Raw genomic sequence first — 20856 nt, 5'->3', positions numbered from 1 at the left:
TAACGGAAGAGTCTCATTCCACCGCAGCCGTCAACTCACTATCGGTCGGCTTGTGTTTGCGATAGCGCATGAAGAACACCATCGGCAAAGCCGCCAAGGTAACGAGAAACATGATGTAGAAATCACTCAAATAGGCGATGAGGGCGGCCTGTTTCGTGACCAATCCGTCCAGCAAAACCCGGCCGGCGGCCGTCTCGGGTGAAAGCAGGGCCGGCAGACTCTGCATCGGCGCGCGAAAGGGGGTGATATATTCTGCAAGAATTGCGTGCGCCCGGGTGGTGCCTTGCCCCAGCAAATAAATCATCACCGAAATTCCGATGCTGGAGCCAAGATTGCGCGAAAGGCTGAAGAGTGCAGTGCCGGTGGTGCGCAGTTCCTGCGGGAGCGTCGCAAACGTGATCACGCTCATGGGAATGAAAATGAAGCCCAGGCCCAATCCTTGGATGATGCCCGTGTGGACGATAATCGTGGGCGTCACATCGAGCGAGAATTGGCTCATGCTCCAAAGCGCATAGGAGGTGAGCACGAGCCCGAGGGCGACCATCGCACGAGGGTCAACGCGTTGCATGAGCCGGCCGACGAGGAACATCGCGGCCATGGTTCCGATTCCGCGCGGGGCAAGCAGCATCCCTGCGGTCAGGACGGGATACGCCATGAGCAGTTGCAGGAATGGGGTGAGTAACGCGAGCGTCGCCAAGAGGATTACGCCGACAATGAATATAAAAATCATGCCGGTGACAAAGTTCCGGTCCCGGAAAAGCCGAAGATCGAGGAAGGGATGTTCGGTCGTGAGCGTATGCACGATGAACAAGTAGCCGGCCAGCGCGGCGAGGGAGGCCTCGATGACAATCTCAGGCGAGTCGAACCACTCCAGTTGCTCGCCGCGATCCAGCATCATCTGCATTGACCCGATGCAGACCGACAGGAACAGGAATCCTTTCCAATCGAACGCGAGCCCGCGCCGCGGCGGGGTCCGGTGCATGTAGGCGGAGAGGCCCAAAAGCGTGAGGATGCCGATGGGTAAATTGATATAGAACACCCAGCGCCAGTTGTAATGATCCGTGAGCCAGCCGCCAAGCGTCGGTCCCAGAATCGGTCCGACCATTACTCCTATGCCCCAAACTGCCATGGCGGAGCCGTGTTGTTCACGGGGAAATTCGTCGAGAAGCACCGCTTGGGACAGCGGGACGAGGGGCGCACCAAAGATTCCCTGCAGCAGGCGGAACAGCACCATTTCTTCGAGTGAATGCGCCATGCCGCACAGACCAGAAGTCACGGTAAAACCGAAGACCGAAATCAGAAACAGGTTCTTGCGGCCCAGCCGCTCGGAAAGCCAGCCCGTCGCCGGCATCATGATCGCCGCCGTGACGATGTAAGAGGTGAGGACCAGGTTGATCTGATCCTGCGAAGCAGAGAGGGCGCTCTGCATGTAGGGCAGCGCGACGTTGGCGATCGTCGTGTCCAGCGCCTGCATGATGGTGGCGAGCATCACGCAGACCGTGATCGTGCCCCGGTGGGCATGCGGGGCGCCCGAGGAAGATGACGCGGCTGACGCCATTGCGTTCAGCCTCCGACGTGGCTCGGGAGGAGATCGCGGAGGTGTCTGACATGCCCTGTGTCGATCTCCACTTCAGCGCTCATGCCGGCGCGCAGCGGATGCTCGGCGTCGACGGTGTCGAGTTCAATGCGCACTGGCACGCGCTGCACGACCTTGACCCAATTGCCAGCGGCGTTTTGGGCCGGGATCAGTGAGAACTCTGCGCCCGTAGCGGGGCCGATCGCGGTGACTCTACCGTGCCAAAAATGGCGGGGATAGGCGTCGATTTCGGCGGTGACCGGATCGCCAACTTTCACATAGGTCAATTCAGTCTCCTTGAGGTTGGCCTCCAGCCAGGCTCGCTCCGTGCCGACGAGCGAAAACGCGGGTTGGCCGGCCGCGAGCAATTTCCCGAGGGCGATGTTGCTGACGTTGGTTGTGATACCCGCGAAAGGGGCGCGCAGCACGGTCTTGCCGAGGTTGCGCTCCGCCGTGGCAAGACGCGCCTGGGCCGCCGCCACCCGCGCGTATTTTTCGTCGGGTTGATCGATGCTGCCGCCCAGAGACGCCAATACGGTGGCGGCATCGTGCTCAAGCACCTCCACGCGATTGCGCGCGGCATCCAGGGTGTGGCGCGCCTTGTCGAGTTCCGCCTCGGTGCCGACATCGCCGGAAGCGAGCGTCTGCTGGCGCGTCAATTCACGCTCTGCGTAGGCGACCAGCTCCTTGGCCTCGGCGATCTGCGCCAGCTTCTGCCGGTGGCTGGCTCGCAGGGTCGCGATCTCGGTGCGCGCGGCCTCGAGTTGCGCTCGAGCGCCATCGACTTCGTTCCGGTAAACGGAATCATCGATCCGGCACAGCAACTGCCCGGCCTTTACCACTTCGTTGTCGCGCACCGCGATCTCTACGACGCTGCCCGCCACCTCGGTCGTGAGCGTGAGTTTCTCGGCGTGGACGTAGGCATTGTCGCTGGAGATGACGCGTCCGCCGTGCAGGTAAATCACGAGACCGGCAAAGATCGCGACGACAGGACTGCCAAGCATCAAAACTCGGCGGAGGCCCTTGCGGGCCGGTTTGTGGGTCTTGTGGGAGGATTCCATTGCAGAAAAGTTAGTCGATCGGAGTAGCCGTGCCGACGGCCCGGCGCAGGCGAGCGGCACCCAAGGCGTAGTCGTGCTGCGCTTGGGCCAGATTGGAGCGGGCCTCGGTCAGTGCCGCTTGCGCCGAGAGCACGTCGAGCTGCGTTGCCGTGCCCGCCGCCAATCGCGCCCGAGCCAGCCGCAGGCTCTCCGTGGCCTCGACGACGACTTTGTCGGCGGATTCAAGCAATTGGGAGGCTTCGGTCAGCGCGCGATGAGCATCCCGCACTTCGAGGTCGATGCGCAGCCCCACCGTCTCGCGCGCTGAGACAGCTTGCGCTTCGCGCGCCGCCGCTTGGCGCACCCGAGCGTCTGTCGCGTGACCGTCAAAGATCGGATAATCGACCTGAGCGCCAATCGTGAAGCCGTTCAGAGTTTCGCCCCAACTCGCGGGATAGGAGGCTTTCCGCACCTCATAACCGCCCGTGATGCTCACTTGAGGTTTGCGGCCCGCCTCCGCCACCGTCCGGTCCTCGTGCGCCGCCGCGATGAGCGACGCACCGGCCATCAGCTCCGGTCTCCGCGCTCGGGCCGCTTCAATCGCTTGGGGCAGACGCACCGTTACGGGCGGGATCGTCAGGACTCCTTGCACGTCCAAGTCGGTTTGATCCCCTTCGGTCGATGCCACTTCCGCACCGAGTTCCGCACGCAGGGCGTCTTGTTGCGCGCGATAGCTGTTTTCGGCGCGAATCAAGGCCGGCCGCGCATTCGCCACGGCGACTTCCGCACGCAGGACGTCGAAATCAGAACCGGTGCCCGCTTGACGCCTCACCTTGGCCTGCGCCAATTCCGCTTCCAGCACTTGCAGCGCCTGCTTTCGGACCTCGATCTGCTCACGCGCCAGCAGAACCCCGAAATACTCCCTCTCGACCAGGAAGACGGTTTGATTCACGGCGGCGCTCACGCTGGAGCGTGCCGCTTCCAATCGCGCTTTGGCGCTGCGAACACGACCCTCGACGGCACCGCCGGAATAAACGCGCTGCCGCAGCGATATTCTGACCTGCCACGCATTCTGATCCGGCAATGGAAAATCCGAAAATCCCGGGAATTTCTCAAACAGGCTCTTTTCGGTGTAACCGTAGGCGACTGCACCTGTCGCAGAGGGTTGACGTTGGGCGGAGGCCTCCAGCAGCACCCCTTCCTGCTCAGCGACCTGCTGCGTCACTCGCTTTAGTTCCGGATTGTGGGAGAGAGCATAAGCGACGGCTGCGTCGTGCGTGAGCGGACGCGGGAGAGGATCCTCGGCCCATGCCACGCCGGCGAGGGTGAGCAAGGGCACGAAGAAAACGGCCAAGCGCACTCGACTTGGCCACAGGACAATCGAGCGCGTCAGGAGTTCTCGCTGGGGCCTCCGTCCGAATCCATGGACACAACAATCACCAGCAGTATCAGAATCACCACTGCGGTTATCATGTTGAGGGATTCCGGGCTGACTCGCGGGGAGGTCCTGCATGATGCCACAGGTCCGTGGTCTGGCGTTCATTGCCCTGAAGCCCGTTGAGCGTCGCACACGATACAGTTTGACTGGAGTTTGGCATGCGCGAGGACAGAAGGAGGGCGCGTGAACGTGGAATTCATGGCTGCGGAATATACAGTATTGTCATGGTTTCAGTGGGAGTTTTTAGCTTTCAATCTGATAATTCCTAGCTATCAGTTTGCGCATGGAGTTGCGACACCTTCGCTATTTTGTCGCGGTTGCCGATGCCCTGAGCTTCCGGCGCGCGGCCGATTCGCTGCGGGTATCGCAGCCGGCCTTGAGCAAGCAGATCAAGGATCTGGAGGATGGTCTCGGCGTTCTTCTGATGAATCGAAATACAGGCGGGGTTTCCCTCACGGACGCCGGCATGATGTTCCTCGATGAGGCCCGTGATATTCTGGAGCGAGTGGAGATGGCCAGGAAGGTCGCGCTGGATGCTTCGTCAGGGAAGAGCGGCAGTCTGACCATCGGCAGCTTGGGGGCAGTGACCGCCAGTTTTCTGCCGGTTGTCCTCGCGGCATTTCGGGCGCGCTACCCGCGCGTCGAGGTCATGCTGCACGAGGCGTCGATTACCGAACAAACCCGGGCCTTGAAGGATGGAGTGATTCAAATTGCATTCGCCACCGCTCAGGGCTTGGACCGTTCTCCAAACTTGGCTTCGACCCAAGTCATGTCATCCCGGATTGTGGTGGCCTTGGGGCAGGATCACCGGCTGGCAAGCGCAAGCGAAATCTCCCTCGCTGATCTGGCTGACGAGACGCTCTTGTGCGTGTGCGGTCCCGGCAGCCAACAACAGCATGTGGAAGTGACTGAATCCATCCTCGCAGCGCGAGGTATTCGGCACCGGCCGGTCAAGCGGGTCAATGGATTCGAACCGCTCGTGGCGCTCGCTTCGGGCGGACACGGAGTTTCGTTGCTGTTGCCCTTCGCCTCTTCGAACACGCCGGATCACCTCGTGTTTCGGCCGATCAGGGATGAGGGCGACGATCTGGTCATCAGTATTGTTGCCGTGTGGTGGAACCGGTCGCGCTCCAAGCTGGTGCAGAATTTTATCAGCGTCCTCCAGGAGCATGCGTCCAAGAATCCAAGAGGGCTGCGCAGGGATCGGGCGAAAGCGATTCCAAGCGAAGCGGCGGCTGGGAAAAGATAGCCTGCAGCCTCTAACCGACGGTCGGCGCGAGGTTCTCCTGCAACAGTTTTCCGAGCTGATCGCGAGTCGGGGCTGCTCCGCTCAGCGAAGCGAGGCCAATGAAGCGGGGCTCTCCCGTCGATCGGACAGCATCGGGCGCTGCTCCTGTTTGCGGCACGAGTGTAAACGGCACAGCGAAGTGCATTTTCCAAATATCATGGAGATGCCGGTGCGACGCCCGCAGGCGCAACCCCGTTCCATTCGGCCTTTCCACCTGCAAGGTAATGGGAAGATCGTGTTCTCCGGGACTGGCATTGGCCGTGACGGTCAGGGGGAGGCTGAAGACGGCAGCTTGTCCCGCCGCCAGTTCCAAGCTGACATATTGACGTTCGCCCAGCCCGAGGGCTTGGTGCGGGCCAATATCCAAATGGGCCACCCGCCGGCGCGACGCGTAATTTTCGACGAAGATCAGCAAAGTGGTGCGCGCTCCCAGCTGAAGATTGTCGGGCGCCAAGAAAGTCGTGGCGGCGACATCTCGACAAGTGCAAAGGATTTCGAAACCCAATACGTCTGCCAGCACAGCGTGAGAACTGCGGCGAGGAGTTCTGTCGCGAAGCCGCATGATCACCATCCAGCAAGCCCACAACGCCACGCCGCCCAGCAAAAGCGCAATCGTGCCTGCCGCGAGGCGATATCCCTCATTCCAAAGAATCATGCCGATGCCGCCCGCCGAAAAAGCACCGAAAAGGGCGATGAACAAGGCAAACGGGCCGCCGCGGAAACGGGGGCCGAAATCCTCGGTTGAATCAACGGTATCGGTTCTGAATGAATCGTGATGCTTCATGGGGTAAGAGGATTAGAGTGCGCGGTGACGTTGGTATCCGGTCCGGGCGGCGTGCAGCAGCCCGACGAGCATGAGCGATTTGACGATTGCGCCCGAAAGCAGGCTGCTCGGCTGGAGCAAACCAAGACCGCCATGCACGAGGATAAAGGCCGCCACTGAGGTAGCCGCTGCGCGGAACGGAGCGTAATGCGCCCACCAGCCCAACAGGGCGAGCAAACCGGCGAGGGACAGCTCTGCAACAAGTTGGGTTTCGGTGCCGAGTCCGGGGCGGGTGGTGGAGCCCAGCACCCGTTGGTTGACCAGGAGAAACAACGGTTGGAGGGCACTGACCAACTGAACCAAACCAGCCATCAGGATGAAATCCTGGCCCGACAGGATCTGTTGTTCCTGCGCTGCACGGCGCTGAGCCCTGCGCAGGTCTTGGAGGAATTCTGTGGTATTCATGGGGAAGGATTGGCGGGTGTAGCGGCGGTGTGGCCCAGCGTGTCGGCGAGCGCGTGGAGATGCCGAATCGTTCGGCTAAAGGCCGGCAGGTCGCCCGGGGGAAGTGCGCCGACGATGACGGTGGCGAGCTCCAAATACTGCGCCAGTGCCGCGCAAATGGCCCGGCGTCCGCTAGCGGTCAATTCCACCAAGATCAAGCGCCGGTCCTGACGGTCCCTTTGACGAGTGATCCAGCGGGCGCTTTCGAGCCGATCAAGCACCTGGGTCATTGAAGCGCGGGTGACCCCCGCATAATGGGCCAACTCGGAGGCGATGGATGGCTTCGGTTCGTTGGCGAGCAGGACGACCAGCGCGATAAACTTGTGGTCCGTCCAGCCCAAGGGACCGAAATGGCGGTGAAATCCATGCTTCAGCGCCCCGCCCGCAGCGGTAAACCGGGCCAGCAGTTCACCCGCGCTCGTATCGGATGCCTGCGCCACTCCAGCTTTGCGGATGCAGATCGGCAGGAGTGTCTGCCAATCTGGCTGACGGGGGGAAGCGGGGATGTTACGGCTGGTCACAATCGGGCGCGCAGCCTGCTGGGGGCTGACGGGGTTATTTTCTCGGTGGTGCGTTGGAGGATTCGTCCTTCCATCCGCCGCCGAGCGAAGCGTAAAGCGCGGTCAGGTTGGACAAGCGGGCAAGTTGAGCGTCGATGAGCGCCTGCTGCGCCGCGAAGAGTTCCTGCTTCGCCAGCAGCACGCTCAGATAGGGGTCGATGCCGGCGTCGAATCGCTGCGTCGTGAGATCGTGCCGGCGCTGGGCCGCCTGCACCCTCGCCTCCTGCGCGGCGATGGCGCGACCAATGATCCCGCGCACTGCGAGGGCGTCAGCCACCTCGCGGAAAGCGGATTGAATGGCTTTCTGGTAGTTGGCGATCTCGATGCGCTGCTCGATCCAAGCCACGTCGAGGCGGGCTTTGTTCCGGCCGGCCGCGAAGATCGGCAGGGTCACGGACGGGGCGAAGCTCCAACGGCCTGAGCCGTCCTCGAACAGTCCCGAGAGTTCAGCGCTGGCCGAGCCCGCGAACGCGGTCAGCTTGATCGACGGGAAAAAGGCGGCGCGCGCCACGCCGATGTTGGCGTTGGCGGCAAGCAGCGCATGTTCGGCCGCCCGCACATCGGGACGACGGGTCAGGAGGTCAGCCGGCACACCCGCGGGGATGTCTTCAAGCAGCGCCTGCGTTGCCAGCGAACCTGCCGGAGGCAAGTCCGCCGGCAGCGGCGCGCCGACCAGCAGCACCAGGCCGTTCTCGATCTGCGCGAGTCGCTGTTCCTGCGCCACCACCGCCGCGCGGACGGTTTCGCGCTGGCCCTCGGCGGTGCGAAAGTCCAGTTCCGACCGCACCCCGCCCTCGAATCCCTGCCGGCTCAGCTCGTAGGAATGCTCCGCCGCGGCGAGTGTTTCCTTCGCCAGTTCAAGCTGCTCCCTCGCTGCCAACGCGGCGAGATACTGGCGGGCCACGGCCGAAATCAAAGCGATTTGGGCGCTGCGTCGGGCCTCTTCCGTGGCGAGGTATTGGTTGAGCACCTGGTCGCGCAGGCTCGCGACCCGGCCGAAGAAATCCAGTTCATAGGAGGGCATCTCGAGCCCCACGCTGTAGACCGAGCCCGTGACAGGCTGGCCGGACGCGCTAAACTCGGCCGGTGTGCGTTCCCGGCTCATGCGTCCGGTGGCGTCAACGCTCGGGATGAGGATCGAACGCTGGATGTTATAGACCGCCCGCACGCGCTCGACGTTGAGAGCGGCCACGCGCAGGTCCCGGTTGTTTTCGAGCGCGAGCTCCACGATGCGCTTCAGTCGCTCGTCGCGGAAGAAATCCTGCCAAGCCAGCTCGGCCGCCGACGGAACCGATGAAGCAGTCTCCGGCTCGTGCGTGGGAAAGCGCGCGGCGACCGGCGCCTCCGGGCGGGTGTATTTGGGTGCCATCGAACATCCCGCAAGCAGGGCGCAACCGAAGGCTAGAATCGCAAATGGACGCATGGTCGGAAGATTTTCAGTTTTGGTCGGAAGCGGGTTCGGGCTTCACCTTGAAGAGCCGGGCCACGACCACATAGAAAACGGGAATCAGGAAGATCGCGAAAACCGTGGCGGTGACCATGCCCCCGAGCACGCCGGTGCCCACGGAGTTCTGGCTGCCGGAACCCGCGCCCCGCGCAATGGCCAGAGGCAGGACGCCGAGCCCGAAGGCCAGTGAAGTCATCACAATCGGGCGCAGGCGCTGGCGGCAGGCGAGCAATGTCGCGTCGATCAGGCTCATGCCGCGGTTGTAGCCGTCGCGGGCGAATTCAACGATCAGGATCGCGTTCTTAGCCGAGAGACCGACCACCGTAAGCAAACCGACCTGGAAATAGACGTCGTTGGACAAGCCGCGCATGAACACGGCCAACACCGCGCCGAGAATGCCGATCGGGACCACCAGCATCACCGAGAACGGCACCGACCAGCTTTCGTAGAGAGCCGCCAGACACAGGAACACGACGAAGAGCGAAATGGCATAGAGCGCCGGAGCCTGCGCGCCGGACTGCTTTTCCTCGTAGGACAAACCGGTCCAGGCGTAGTCGAATCCCGGCGGCAATTTGCGCGTGAGTTCCTCCATCGCCGTCATCGCCTCGCCCGAGCTTCGGCCGGGTGCAGCCTGCCCTTGGATCGTGATCGCCGGCAGGCCGTTGAAGCGGGAGAGCAAGGGCGAACCGAACGACCACTGCCCGCCGACGAAGGCGTCGAGCGGGACCGGATCACCCGCCGCGTTCGGAACGTGCCAGCGATTCAGATCCTCGGGGTTCATACGGTAGGCCGCGTCGGCCTGCATGTAGATGCGCTTCACGCGCCCGCGATGGCTGAAATCGCCGATGTAAGACGATCCCCACGTTGCGGCGAGCGTCTGGTTGACCAAGCCGAGCGAAACGCCCAGGGCGCTCGCCTTGTCGTCCTCAATCTTAAGCTTATACTGCGGCACGTCATCGAAGCCCGTCGGGCGGGCGTTGACGATCCTCGCGTCGGAAGCCGCCATCCCGAGCATTTGTCCGCGCGCTTTCATCAGCGCTTCATGCCCTTGGGCCGACCGGTCGATGAGCTGGTATTCGAAGCCGTTCGCTGTGCCGAGCTCGATGATCGCCGGCGGCGGAAAGGCAAAGACCAGACCGTCTTTCAACTGCGAGAAGTAACCCATCGCCCGGCGAGCCACTGCGGCAACCCGCTGACTTTCGGAAGTGCGATGCTCCCAATCCTTCAGCTTGATGAAGCCGAGGCCGGCATTCTGGCCGCGCCCGCCAAAACTGAACCCGGCCACCGAAAACACTGATTCGACGGAGTCCTTTTCAGCTGTCAGAAAATGGTCGGTCACCTTTTTCAGCACGGTGCTGGTCTGTTCCTGCGTGGCGCCAGCCGGGAGCAGCACCTGCATCATGAGGACGCCTTGATCCTCTTCCGGGAGAAAAGACGACGGGATGCGAACATAAACCACACCCATCGCCACGAGGATGCCGGCATAGACGACAAGCGAGCGCCCCCAGCGCCGCAGCGAAACGTCCACACCGAAAATATAGGCGTTGGTGGCCCGGCCGAAGCTCCGGTTGAACCATCCGAAGATGCCGCGCTTGTCGTCGTGATGCCCCTTCGGGATGGGCTTGAGCAGCGTGGCGCAGAGCGCCGGCGTGAGCGTCAGCGCCACGAAAACCGACAAGGCCATCGCGGAGACGATCGTGATCGAGAACTGTCGGTAGATGATGCCGGTCGCTCCGCCGAAGAACGCCATCGGAATGAACACGGCGGAAAGGACGAGACCGATGCCGACCAAGGCCCCGGTGATCTGGTTCATCGACTTGCGCGTGGCCTCCTTGGGCGACAGCCCCTCCTCCGCCATCACGCGCTCGACGTTTTCGACGACGACAATGGCGTCGTCGACCAGCAGGCCGATCGCCAGCACCAAACCAAACATGGTCAGCGTATTGATCGTGAATCCGAAAGCCGCCATGCACCCGAAGGTGCCCAGCAGCACCACCGGAACCGCAATCGAGGGGATGAGTGTCGCCCGGAAATTCTGCAGGAACAGATACATCACTAGGAACACGAGGATGATCGCCTCGATGAGCGTCTTCACGACCTCCTCGATCGAGAGGCGGATGAACGGCGTAGTGTCGAATGCCGCGGTGTATTTCAGCCCCGGCGGGAAAAACGACTCCTGCGATGCCAGATAGGCGTTGAGCTGCTTGACGGTCTCAAGCGCATTGACGCCGACCGTTGGCCGGATCGCCATGCCCGAAGATGGGTGGCCGTTGAAGAATGCGTCGATGGCATAGTTCTCGCCGCCCAACGCGATGGTTGCCACGTCCCCCAAGCGAACGGCACTCCCGTCCGGCCTGGTGCGGAGGAGCACTTCGGCAAATTCCTCCGGGCTCTGCAGACGGCTGCGCGCAGTGATCGTGGCGTTAAGCTTCTGCCCGGGGATCGCCGGGCTGCCGCCGAACTGTCCCGCAGAAACCTGCGCGTTCTGCGCAGCCAGCGCATTGGTGATGTCGGCCACGGTGATGCCGTAATTCGTCATCTGGTCCGCGTTCAGCCAGATGCGCATCGCGTATTGGGAGCCGAATACGACCGTCTCGCCGACGCCGGGGATGCGGCTGATCGGTTCCTTGAGCGTGGAATTGAGGAAGTCGGAGATGTCTTCGCGCGTCAGGGCGCCGGACTCCGAATAAAACGAATAGACGACCAAGAAGTTGCGGACCGACTTCTGGACCTTGACACCGAGGTTCTGCACGTCGCGCGGCAGGAGCGGAATCGCCAACTGCAGCTTATTCTGCACCTGCACCTGGGCGATGTCCGGATCGGTGCCGGAGCGGAACGTGATCGTGATGGTCGCGTTGCCGTCCGAATCGCTCGTGGTCTGCATGTAGAGCACGTTGTCGATGCCGGTCAGGCTCTGCTCGATCACCTGCGCGATGGTGTTCTCGACCGTTTCGGCGGAGGCGCCGGGATAGGTGGCGGAAATGGCGACCTGCGGCGGAGCGATGTTCGGATACTGGGCGACCGGCAGCGAGCGGATCGACAGCAGGCCGGCACCCATCACGAGAATGGATAGCACCCACGCAAAGACAGGGCGATCAATGAAGAATCTTACCATGGAGAATCAGATTTGGATGACGCTTGCCGGAGGGCGCTCGTCAGGGTTGGCGTTCCTTGGCGGCCGGCGCTGCGGGTGTCGCGGCGAGCGGCACCGGCTTCACCGGAACCCCCGGCCGAATCCGCTGGAGATTGGAGACAATGACCTTCTCGCCCACTTTCAGCCCCGAATCGACCACCCAGTTGTCGCGGTAGGCGCGGCTGACTTTCAACGGGCGGAGTTCCGCCGTTCCATCGGCCGCGACCACATAGACGGTCGGATCGCCGCGATAATTCCGCGACACCGCCTGCTGCGGCACCAGCAACGCGGCGGGGTTGACGCCCTCCTCATAGCGCGCGCGCACAAACGAGCCCGGCAGGATGCGTTTGTCGGGGTTTGGGAACAGGGCCCGCAGCGTCACTGAGCCCGTCGAGCGGTCCACAGTGATGTCCGCAAACTCCAACTGGCCGCGAACGGGGTATTCCGTTCCGTCCTCCATCAGCAGCGTGACCTCGGGGAGGCCGTCGCCGTCCTTGCGCATCCGCCCGCTTTCGAATTCCCGGCGCATGCGTTCGATCTCCGTGCTCGGTTGCACGAGGTTGACGTAGATCGGATCGATTTGCTGCACCGTTGCCAACAACGTCGCCTGCCCCGCTTGCACGTAGGCGCCTTCGGTGACCTCGGCCAAGCCGATGCGACCGCTGATCGGAGCGGTGACCTTGGCGTAACCCAGGTCGAGCTCCGCCGCCATGACGGCGGCTTTCGCCGCCGCCACCGCAGCTTCGCCCACTCCGGCTGAGGCGACCGCGTCGTCGTATTGCTGCTTGCTGATCGCGTTGGTGGCGACGAGGGGTTTGAAGCGCTCGGCCTGGAGTCTGACTGCGGCCAGATTGGATTCCGCCCGCTGGAGTTCAGCCTGCGCCCGGGCCAGATTCAGCGCATAGGGAGCGGGATCGATCTCGTAGAGCAATTCGCCTTCCTTCACGTCCGCCCCCTCGGTGAAGTGGCGCTTGAGGATGATGCCGCTGACGCGCGCCCTCACTTGGGCAATGCGCCGTGCTGCCGTCCGGCCGGGCAATTCGCGCGTGAACGCCACGGGGGCCGTGGTTACTTCGACCGCTTCCACCTCGACCGGTCCGGGGCGCGGCGGAGTCGGAGCCGACCGAGAGCAGCCGGCGGCAAAAAGGGCGAGGGCGGCGGCGAGCCAAGAAACGGAACCGAGCTTCTTGATGATGCGCAAGGGATGCATAGAGGTCGCTTGGGAGTCTAGGTGGTCTTGAGTTTGCTGAGCTGCTGATTAAGTCGGATGCACGTCAGGTCCAAAAGGGAGCTTTCCCTGTCATCCAAATCTGCGGCCATGAGATTGATGAGTTTCAAGGCGCTTTCGGTGGCGGCTTGGAATGCCTGCCTCCCATCGTCCGTGGCGCTGATGATTGAATGCTCACAATTGCCCGCCACGTGTTCGCGCGAGATCAGCCGGGAGACCTCCAAGCGCCCGAGCACATCGCGGAACGTCTGACGGGAAAGAGGAAGGGTCCGACCGATTTCAGTGGGTGATTCGCCCGCAGGCTCGCCATGGATCAAATGCGCCAAGACAAGAAACCCAGCCTCGGTGAGGCCGCTGGCACCCAACTGCCGTCGCAACTCATCACCGAACGCCTGAGACACGTCCACCAGCCGCAGAATTGCACGACATTTGAGTTCCTCGGCAGCCGACTGCGTCCGCGAAAGCTCAAACAACGAATCCCTAATATGATGATCGCTTACCAGGGCCGACATGGCGTGGAGCATACCCGATTTCCCCTGCACCGCTGAGACTTTATGGTTTTTGAACTGATAGCTATTGCGTATCAGACAATGGAAACAGCTCATGGTCGCGTCGTCGCGGCGTAAGTGCCGACTGCTACAAGAGCAACTGGAGGTGTGCCGACTCACGTGTGTTCGCTGCAAAGAACGCCGTCCTGACACCGACCAAGGCCGGCTTGGATAGCACGAGCGGGACCGGCCACTGCGCCGGTGCTCTGCTTCGACTGCGGCTCCGACCACTCGTTGCGGGCGGAGACGGCTTGGCCTCCGCGCTCACGGCCGCCTCTGGCGATTCGTCGTCCGAGCACGACCATTCGCCAGGATCGCTCCCGGTCGCAGGCTCTCCGGTCGTGATACCGGCGGCCTTGCCGCGCTCCCGCCGGCGCCGACTCCTCCCTCCACTCCCCGCCTGTCGCCTTCGCTCCGCTCCCACACCTGCGCGACGCCCGGTCCCGCTCGACCCCGACGGTAACGCTCAGACGCCGCTGGGCTGCCGGTGCTCGCTCTCTTTGCACCACTCGCGCATCCATAATAGTTAGCGTAGCCCTCGCGGGCTCACACCCAGCGAGTTTGCGGCAAAAATCGCGCGAGCCCCCCGGGTGGGGGCTCCTGGGACCGGAGCGATCCTGCACTTGCACCCGAATCCTGTGTCAGTAAACCAACTTCACAACCAACCCGGCTCGGGAGCAGGTCACCTCGGGCCGCATCGCTGGAATCCATCAGAGTCAAAGTGAAGATCCGAATTCGGGTGATCGTTCGGCAGAAGCTGCGTTTGCGGTACATGCACCGCGACAAAATCCCGCTACGCTACGAGTCTGGCGCTACGCACACCTATTGGGGCACAAGTATTTGAGGATACCACCACAACATCGTCCACACTCGCACCGCATGGACTTCGAATGTATGCTCGTTAGGATTATAGTTCGACTCCGTTAGGGTGAGGCTTTTTGAAGCGAATGGAGCGAATCCACTGCGCTAAAATGCCCGGAAAGCCGCCCCATTCGCTCCAGCGAATTGACACAACTGGCCCACGCGAGAGGGAAATGTCTCGGAAAACGCCCTGATTCGCTCCAAAAAGTTCGTGATTCTGTCCAGCTTGGGCAGCCAAAATTGGCGGACGGGGCGACGGGCATCGGACGCGCCGCCCCCTCCCCACGGGCGGATCCATGAACAAACGTTCATGCGGTGTTCAACGCACGTTCATCTTCCGCCGCGACACTGCGGCGATGAACTCCCGTCTCCTGCCCCTGCTCGCCACCCTCGCGCTCGCCGGGCCGCTCGCCGCCGCCGACCACGCGCTGAAGTGCGACTACGACCAGTCCACCGTCGACATCGCCGTGAAGGCCACGGTCGACTCCTTCACCGGCCGGCTCAAGGCCTACCAGTTTAGCGGCGCGGTCGACGACGCCGGCCACGTCACGACGGCCGAGCTGGCGTTCCACTTCCGCGACGTCGTCACGGGCAAGGAGAAGCGCGACGCCGCGATGCACGACTGGCAGCACACCGCGGATTTCCCCGACGCGAAGTTCACGCTCGCCGCGCTCAGCGCCGACGCCGGCGGCGCCCTGCGCGCGCGCGGCCAGTTCACCTTCCACGGCGTCACGCACGAGCTCAGCTTCCCCGTCACCGTCACCCACGACGGCGCCACCTACGCGATCGACGGCGAGGCCCCGATCGACACGCGCGACTACGGCCTGCCCGTGATCAAGGTGATGCTGATGCTCAAGGTCGATCCGGTCGTGCACGTGAAGTTCCACTTCCAGGCGAGGGCGGCATGAACACCTCTCGCGTCCAGTCGCGCCAGCTCATCTGGGACCTGCCCGTGCGCGTGCTCCACGCCGCCTTCGCGGGCGGACTCGCCGTCGCCCTGCTGCTCGGTTTCGCCGTGGAGGAGGAGCACCCGCTGTTCGCCTGGCACGTGCTGGCGGGCATGTTCGCCGGCGGCGCGCTCGTGCTGCGCGTGCTCTGGGGACTTGTCGGGCCGGGCCAGGCGCGCTTCACGCGCTGGCCGCTCGCTCCCGCCGCGCTGCGGCGGCAGCTGGCCGGACTGTGGCCGGGGCGGCCGCCGAAAGTCCACGCCGGCCACAATCCTCTCGCCGCCTGGGTCATGCTCGGGATGCTCGCCGTCGCCGGCGCGGTCATCGCCACCGGCTTCGCCAGCGGCGACGACCTGCACGAGGGCCTCGCCGCCGTCCTGACCGGCGCGATCGGCCTGCACCTGGCCGGCCTTGTCCTGCATCGCCTGCGCGCGGGCGAAAACCTCGCCCCCGCCATGCTCGACGGCCGGAAGATCGCCCCGCCCGCGGCCGCGCTCGCCCGGCCCTACGCGCTGGCCGGCCTCACCACGATGCTGCTGCTCGGCCTCTGGGCGGGCGTGCTCGTGCGCGCCTACGATCCGCAAGCCGGTGCGATCCGCCTGCCGTTCGGCCTGCCCGCCGTCGACCTCCGCCACGGCGGCGACGGCGACCACGCCGCGGGCCGCCACCACGACGATGACGAAGACTGACCGTTGCCGCCCGCCGCCGCGCATCGCCGGAGGGAACCCGCGGCCCGCGACGGCGGTCAGCTGCCCGTCCCGCCAACCGCGATGAGCCACGCCCGCCTCTCCCCGCCTGCCGCGTCCGATCGCGCGTTGCGCGCGGCGCTCCTGCGCGAATTGCCGGCCGCCGCCCGGAGCGAGCCGCGCCTGCTCGCCGCCCTGCGCCAGAACGCCGCGCACCCGGGCAAGCTGATCCGCGGCCGGCTCGTCGCCACCGCCGCCCGCACCCACGGCCTCGCCCGCCCGCGCGCGCTCGAGCTCGCGGCCGCCCTCGAGTATTTCCACACCGCCTCGCTCGTCCTCGACGACCTGCCGTGCATGGACGACGCCGTGCAGCGCCGCGGCCAGCCCTGCGTGCACCGCGTCTACGGCGAGGCCACCGCGCTGCTCGCCGCGCTCGCCCTCATCAACCGCGCCTACGCGCTCGTCGCCCGCGCGCTGGCCCGCCAGCCCGCCGCGGTCCGCCGCCGCGCCGCGGCGGCGCTCGACCGCTGCCTCGGTCTCGAGGGCCTGGTCGGCGGCCAGGCCTGGGACCTGGCGTTCGCGCACACCGACCGCTCCGCCGCCGTCGTCAGCCGCATCGCTGCGCGCAAGACCGGCGCGCTGCTCACGCTCGCGCTCGAACTGCCCGCCGCGCTCGCCCGCCCCACGCGCGCCGAGCGTCGCGCCCTGGCCGCGCTCGCGGTCTACTGGGGCCAGCTTTACCAGATCGCCGACGACCTCGGCGACGTCCTCGCCAGTTCCGCCGCGGCGGGCAAGACCACCGGCCGCGACCGGCTCCTGCTCCGCCCGAACCTCGCGCTCGCCCTCGGCGCCGACCGCGCCCGCGCGCGCTGGATCCGCCTCGAGCGCCAGGCGCGCCGCGCCCTGCAGTCACTCCGGGCTGGCGGCGGACGGCGTTGGGATTACTTGTGGACGGTGCACGCGGCGTTCGTGCGCCCGCCCGACCGCCCGGAGGAGGCCCAGCATCATGCCGCGTGACCCGTCGCGCCCGCGCGCATGAACATCCTCTCCCTCGTCTTCACCAACCTGCGCCGCCACCACTGGCGCGCGCTCATCGGCACCGCCGGCATCGCCTTCGGCGTGGCCGCCATGCTCGCCATCCTCGCCATCGTCACCGGCGCGATCGGCATGTTCCAGCGCCTGCTCTCGAGCGACAGCCACTACCTCGTCTTCGAGCGCAACGTCTCCGACCTCTTCTTCAGCTCGGTCACGCCGGAGCAGGTCGCCGCCATCCGCGCCCGGCCCGAGGTGGCCGAGGCGCACCCCGTCCTCTTTGGCATCGTCTCCGCACCGGGCCGGCCGGTCATCACCTGCTTCGGCGTCGAGGCCGCCGACCCGCGCCTGGCCAAGGCCGAGTGGCGCGCCGGCACCGCGGCGGACTTCGGCCGCCGCGCGGGCGAGATCTTCCTCGGCTCGCGCGCCGCCGAGTTCCTCGCCGCCCGCGCGGGCGACGAGGTCGAGATCGGCCGCGGCCGCTTCCGCGTCGGCGGGATTTTCAAGACCGAGAACGGCTTCGAGGACGGCGGCGTCTTCCTGCCGCTCGCGGCCGCGCAGGAGTTCTTCCACCGCGCCGGCGCCGCGTCGGTCGTCACGGTCAAGCTCCGCGACCAGGCGCAGGGCGCCGCCTTCAAGCGCGCGCTCGAGGCCGCGCAGCCGGGCGTGATCGCGCTGGAGAACCGCGAGTTCAACTCGACCTACAACAGCTTCAAGATCCTCAACTTCACCGCCTGGGCCGTCGGCATCTGCGCCTTCTGCCTCGGCGGCCTCGGCGTCGCCAACACGATGCTGCTCTCCGTCTTCACCCGCATCCGCGAGATCGCCATCCTGCGCGTCTGCGGCTTCTCCGGCGCGCAGGTGGCCGGGCTCATCTTCGGCGAGGCGACGACCATCGCCGCCGCCGGCGTCGCCGCGGGCTTCACCCTCGGCTTCGCCCTCCTCGCCCTCCTCGAGCGCGTGCCGCAGTTCAACGGCTACATCCAGGCCACCCTCCAGCCGCTCGTGCTCGCCGGCATCGTCGTCACCGCCTTCGTCACCGCCGCCCTGGGCGCGATCTACCCGGCGCGCTTCGCCATGAAAATCCAGCCCGCGGAGGCGCTGCGCTATGAGTGACGCCCGCGCCGTCCTCGCCACCGTCCGCGCCGTGAGCAAATCCTACGACGCCGGCCGCATCGCCGTGCTGCGCGACGTCAGCCTCGAGGTCCGCGCCGGCGAGCTCGTCGCCCTCTGGGGCGCCTCGGGCTCGGGCAAGAGCACGCTGCTCCACCTCCTCGGCGGACTCGACGTGCCCGACCGCGGCGAGCTGAGCGTCTGCGGCCTCGACCCGCGGGTGGAAAAGGACCGCCTCGTGCTCCGCCGCCGCCACCTCGGCTTCGTCTTCCAGCTCCACAACCTCATCGCCGACCTCACCGTCGGCGAAAACCTCCGCGTGCCCGCGCTGGCCGTCGGCACGCCGCGCGCCGCGGCCGAGGAGCGCATCCGCGCGCTCACGCGCCGCGTCGGCCTCGACCACCGGCTCGACCACCGCGTGCAGGACATCTCCGGCGGCGAACGCCAGCGCGTCGCCATCTGCCGCGCGCTGATGAATTCCCCGCGCCTGCTCCTCGCCGACGAGCCCACCGGCTCGCTCGACGAGCACACCGGCGAGGCCGTCTTCGGCCTGCTCCAGGAACTGGCCGCGCGCGACGGCATCGCCGTCGTCCTCGCCACGCACGAGCGGCGTTTCGCCGAGGCCTGCGACCGCATCGTGCGCGTGCGCGACGGGCAGTTGAGCGAGGTGACAGCGTGAACGGCGCCGGCGGCCGGACTTCCGCCGCCCAGGCCGTTTCCGTGGCGCGGCACAGCCTCGGCTGGCTCGTCGCCGCCAATCTCGTCGGCGTCTGGCTCGCCACCGTCCTGCTCTGGCCCGCCGTCGGCGACCGGATCGCGCCGTTCACCTACGGCCGCTGGATGCCGCTGCATCTCGACTGGCAGCTCTACGGCTGGACCGCCCTGCCGGTCGTCGGCGTGCTGCTCGCGCGCTTCCTGGACGACCGCGGCCTCGCCGCGGCCCGCGCCGCGCTCGCCGCGTGGTCGCTCGCGCTCGCTCTCGGCGGCGTCAGCTGGCTGACGGGACACGAGAGCGGCAAACTCTTCCTGGAATGGACCGGCCTCGCCCGCCCGCTCCTGCCCGCCGCCATGCTCATCCTCTGGGGCGTGCTCGCGTGGGCGACGCTCCGCTCCTGGCCCGCGCTCGCCCCGCGCGAGCGCTGGCTCCGCGGCGGGCTGCTCGCGGTGCTCCTGCCGGTGCCGCAGGCGCTGTTCTGGGCGATGGGGCGCGAGGTGTATCCGGCGGTGAATCCCGATAGCGGCGGCGCCACCGGCGCGGCGCTGCTCGGCTCGACGCTCGGCATCGTCACGATCTTTCTCCTCCTGCCCGCGCTGCTCGGCGTGCGCGCCGCGCACCCGCGCCTGCGGCCGCGCGTCGTCGGCGCGCTGCTCGGCGCGAGCTGGCTGCTCTTCGCCGTCATCAGCCACGGCCACGTCTCGCACCACGCGGCCTCGGCGATCGCCGCGCTCGGCTCGCTCCTGCTCTGGATTCCGCTGCTCGCGCGCTTCTGGCTCGACCACGCCTGGAGCGACGCCGCGCGGCCGTGGGTGCGCGCCGCGCTCGTGTGGTGGGCGCTGCTCGTCGCCAGCGGCTGGGTGAGTTTCCTGCCGGGGGTCTCCGAGGCGCTGAAGTTCACCCACGGCCTCGTCGGCCACGCGCACCTCGCGATGGCCGGACTCGTCACGAGCGTGAACGCCGTCCTGCTCACGACGCTCGCCGGCCGCCCGGCACCGCGCGGGGTGTTCGCCGCCTGGCAACTCGGCTGCGCGCTGCACGTCGCCGCCCTCCTCGCGCTCGGCGCGGTCGAGCGCGAGCACGCCGCCGAGCTGTTCCGCAGCGAGGCCTGGACGCAGGCGCTGCTCGGGCTGCGCCTCGCCGCCGGCGCCGTCATGCTCCTCGCCTCCGTCCGTTGGTGGGCGGACTTCCGCCGCGCATGAAAGCCGCCGCCCTCCTCGCCGCGCTCCTCGTCCTCGCCGCCGGACGGCCGTCCGCGCGCGCCGACGACGCGGACCCGTTCGTGGCCCGCGGCCGCGAGGTCTACATCCGCGAGGGCTGCATCCACTGCCACTCGCAATACGTCCGGCCGCACGTCGCGGCCGACGTCGAGCGCTGGGGCCCGGCCAGCGACCTCGGGCAATTGCTCGCCGAGCGGCCGCCGCTGCCCGGCAACCGCCGGCAGGGCCCCGACCTCGCCCGCGTCGGCAACCGCCGCAGCGCCGAGTGGAACCGCCTCCACCTCGCGGCCCCGCGCGCCGTCTCGCCCGGCTCGCGCATGCCGGGCTACGCGCACCTGTTCGACGGCACCGACGCCTCCGACGGCGAGGCGCTCGTCGCCTACCTCGCCTCGCTCGGCGCGGACACGATCCCCGCCCGCCTCACCGCGGTCGCGGCCTGGCGCCCGGCCGCGGACGCCGTCGCCGATCCCGTGCGCGCCCGGCGCCTTTTCCAGCAGCTGTGCACGCCCTGCCACGGCGAGGCCGGCCGCGGCGACGGCCCGCTCGCCGCCCGGCTGAGCGTGCGCCCGCCCGACTGGCCCGCGCAGGGTTGGCGGCACGTGGCGGCCGCGGCCGACGTCGAGCTCGCGCTGGCGCGCATCGTGAAGTTCGGCCTGCCGGGCTCGCCCATGGCCGGCCACGAATACCTGCCCGACGCCGACGTGCTTGGGCTCGCCCGGGTCGTCCGTTCGTGGCAGAAGCCTTGAAGGGAGAACCG

General features: G+C 66.2%; 18 protein-coding genes. 8 read left to right on the top strand and 10 right to left on the bottom strand.

Annotated elements, in window-relative coordinates; translation table 11 throughout:
- Nucleotides 1–13: 13 nt before the first annotated feature.
- The 3 genes from ACMYLB_RS06455 to ACMYLB_RS06445 are packed head-to-tail and all read right to left on the bottom strand — an operon-like array spanning nucleotide 14 to nucleotide 3949.
- Nucleotides 14–1558 carry a DHA2 family efflux MFS transporter permease subunit gene (locus tag ACMYLB_RS06455; protein WP_415910128.1) on the bottom strand — a complete coding sequence of 515 codons (1545 nt, stop codon included), beginning with the start codon at nucleotides 1556–1558 and terminating at the stop codon, nucleotides 14–16.
- 5 nt (nucleotides 1559–1563) lie between these two features.
- A complete protein-coding gene (locus tag ACMYLB_RS06450) occupies nucleotides 1564–2637 on the bottom strand; it encodes an HlyD family secretion protein (protein ID WP_415910127.1) in 1074 nt (357 codons plus the stop codon).
- Nucleotides 2638–2647: 10 nt separating this feature from the next.
- A complete protein-coding gene (locus tag ACMYLB_RS06445) occupies nucleotides 2648–3949 on the bottom strand; it encodes a TolC family protein (RefSeq protein ID WP_415910126.1) in 1302 nt (433 codons plus the stop codon).
- A 388-nt stretch (nucleotides 3950–4337) separates the two neighbouring features.
- Between ACMYLB_RS06445 and ACMYLB_RS06440 the strand changes: the two genes are divergently transcribed.
- Nucleotides 4338–5303: a LysR family transcriptional regulator gene (locus tag ACMYLB_RS06440; RefSeq protein WP_415910125.1), complete on the top strand. Its 966-nt coding sequence runs from the start codon at nucleotides 4338–4340 to the stop codon at nucleotides 5301–5303.
- 10 nt (nucleotides 5304–5313) lie between these two features.
- Here ACMYLB_RS06440 and ACMYLB_RS06435 read toward each other — a convergent pair whose 3' ends face one another.
- The 7 genes from ACMYLB_RS06435 to ACMYLB_RS06405 all read right to left on the bottom strand — a co-directional run bounded on the left by ACMYLB_RS06435 (nucleotide 5314) and on the right by ACMYLB_RS06405 (nucleotide 13501).
- Nucleotides 5314–6126, bottom strand: coding sequence for a hypothetical protein (locus tag ACMYLB_RS06435; protein WP_415910124.1), 813 nt, complete (start codon nucleotides 6124–6126; stop codon nucleotides 5314–5316).
- Nucleotides 6127–6138: 12 nt separating this feature from the next.
- Complete coding sequence (locus ACMYLB_RS06430) at nucleotides 6139–6570, bottom strand: hypothetical protein (protein WP_415910123.1); 432 nt, start codon at nucleotides 6568–6570, stop codon at nucleotides 6139–6141.
- Nucleotides 6567–7130: a MarR family winged helix-turn-helix transcriptional regulator gene (locus tag ACMYLB_RS06425; protein WP_415910122.1), complete on the bottom strand. Its 564-nt coding sequence runs from the start codon at nucleotides 7128–7130 to the stop codon at nucleotides 6567–6569. Before ACMYLB_RS06425 ends, ACMYLB_RS06430 begins: the two co-directional genes overlap by 4 nt.
- 34 nt (nucleotides 7131–7164) lie before the next feature.
- Complete coding sequence (locus ACMYLB_RS06420; RefSeq protein ID WP_415910121.1) at nucleotides 7165–8538, bottom strand: efflux transporter outer membrane subunit; 1374 nt, start codon at nucleotides 8536–8538, stop codon at nucleotides 7165–7167.
- Between the two features lie 67 nt (nucleotides 8539–8605).
- Nucleotides 8606–11731 (bottom strand): efflux RND transporter permease subunit, encoded by a 3126-nt coding sequence (locus ACMYLB_RS06415; RefSeq protein WP_415910120.1) that lies wholly within the window; start codon nucleotides 11729–11731, stop codon nucleotides 8606–8608.
- A 40-nt stretch (nucleotides 11732–11771) separates the two neighbouring features.
- Nucleotides 11772–12950 (bottom strand): efflux RND transporter periplasmic adaptor subunit, encoded by a 1179-nt coding sequence (locus ACMYLB_RS06410; protein WP_415910119.1) that lies wholly within the window; start codon nucleotides 12948–12950, stop codon nucleotides 11772–11774.
- Nucleotides 12951–12976: 26 nt separating this feature from the next.
- Entirely contained in the window at nucleotides 12977–13501 is a 525-nt protein-coding gene (locus ACMYLB_RS06405; RefSeq protein ID WP_415910118.1) for a MarR family winged helix-turn-helix transcriptional regulator, read from the bottom strand.
- Between the two features lie 1241 nt (nucleotides 13502–14742).
- Here ACMYLB_RS06405 and ACMYLB_RS06400 point away from each other — a divergent pair.
- The 7 genes from ACMYLB_RS06400 (at nucleotide 14743) to ACMYLB_RS06370 (ending at nucleotide 20845) form a co-directional block, all read left to right on the top strand.
- The gene (locus ACMYLB_RS06400; protein WP_415910117.1) at nucleotides 14743–15294 is read left to right on the top strand and encodes a YceI family protein; all 552 of its coding nucleotides are present in this window, start codon (nucleotides 14743–14745) and stop codon (nucleotides 15292–15294) included.
- The gene (locus ACMYLB_RS06395) at nucleotides 15291–16022 is read left to right on the top strand and encodes a cytochrome b/b6 domain-containing protein (protein ID WP_415910116.1); all 732 of its coding nucleotides are present in this window, start codon (nucleotides 15291–15293) and stop codon (nucleotides 16020–16022) included. The genes ACMYLB_RS06400 and ACMYLB_RS06395 overlap by 4 nt, the downstream gene beginning before the upstream one ends.
- A gap of 81 nt (nucleotides 16023–16103) precedes the next feature.
- Nucleotides 16104–17036: a polyprenyl synthetase family protein gene (locus ACMYLB_RS06390; protein WP_415910115.1), complete on the top strand. Its 933-nt coding sequence runs from the start codon at nucleotides 16104–16106 to the stop codon at nucleotides 17034–17036.
- Between the two features lie 18 nt (nucleotides 17037–17054).
- The gene (locus tag ACMYLB_RS06385; RefSeq protein ID WP_415910114.1) at nucleotides 17055–18167 is read left to right on the top strand and encodes an ABC transporter permease; all 1113 of its coding nucleotides are present in this window, start codon (nucleotides 17055–17057) and stop codon (nucleotides 18165–18167) included.
- Nucleotides 18160–18843: an ABC transporter ATP-binding protein gene (locus ACMYLB_RS06380; protein ID WP_415910113.1), complete on the top strand. Its 684-nt coding sequence runs from the start codon at nucleotides 18160–18162 to the stop codon at nucleotides 18841–18843. The genes ACMYLB_RS06385 and ACMYLB_RS06380 overlap by 8 nt, the downstream gene beginning before the upstream one ends.
- Nucleotides 18840–20081 carry a hypothetical protein gene (locus tag ACMYLB_RS06375; RefSeq protein WP_415910112.1) on the top strand — a complete coding sequence of 414 codons (1242 nt, stop codon included), beginning with the start codon at nucleotides 18840–18842 and terminating at the stop codon, nucleotides 20079–20081. Before ACMYLB_RS06380 ends, ACMYLB_RS06375 begins: the two co-directional genes overlap by 4 nt.
- Complete coding sequence (locus ACMYLB_RS06370) at nucleotides 20078–20845, top strand: cbb3-type cytochrome c oxidase subunit II (protein ID WP_415910111.1); 768 nt, start codon at nucleotides 20078–20080, stop codon at nucleotides 20843–20845. Before ACMYLB_RS06375 ends, ACMYLB_RS06370 begins: the two co-directional genes overlap by 4 nt.
- The last annotated feature ends 11 nt before the right edge of the window (nucleotides 20846–20856 follow it).

The organism is Oleiharenicola sp. Vm1, assembly GCF_047777955.1.
Lineage (GTDB): Bacteria > Verrucomicrobiota > Verrucomicrobiia > Opitutales > Opitutaceae > Didemnitutus.
Note: the sequence above shows the minus strand (reverse complement) of the source record. Positions and strands in the feature narration are given on the sequence as shown.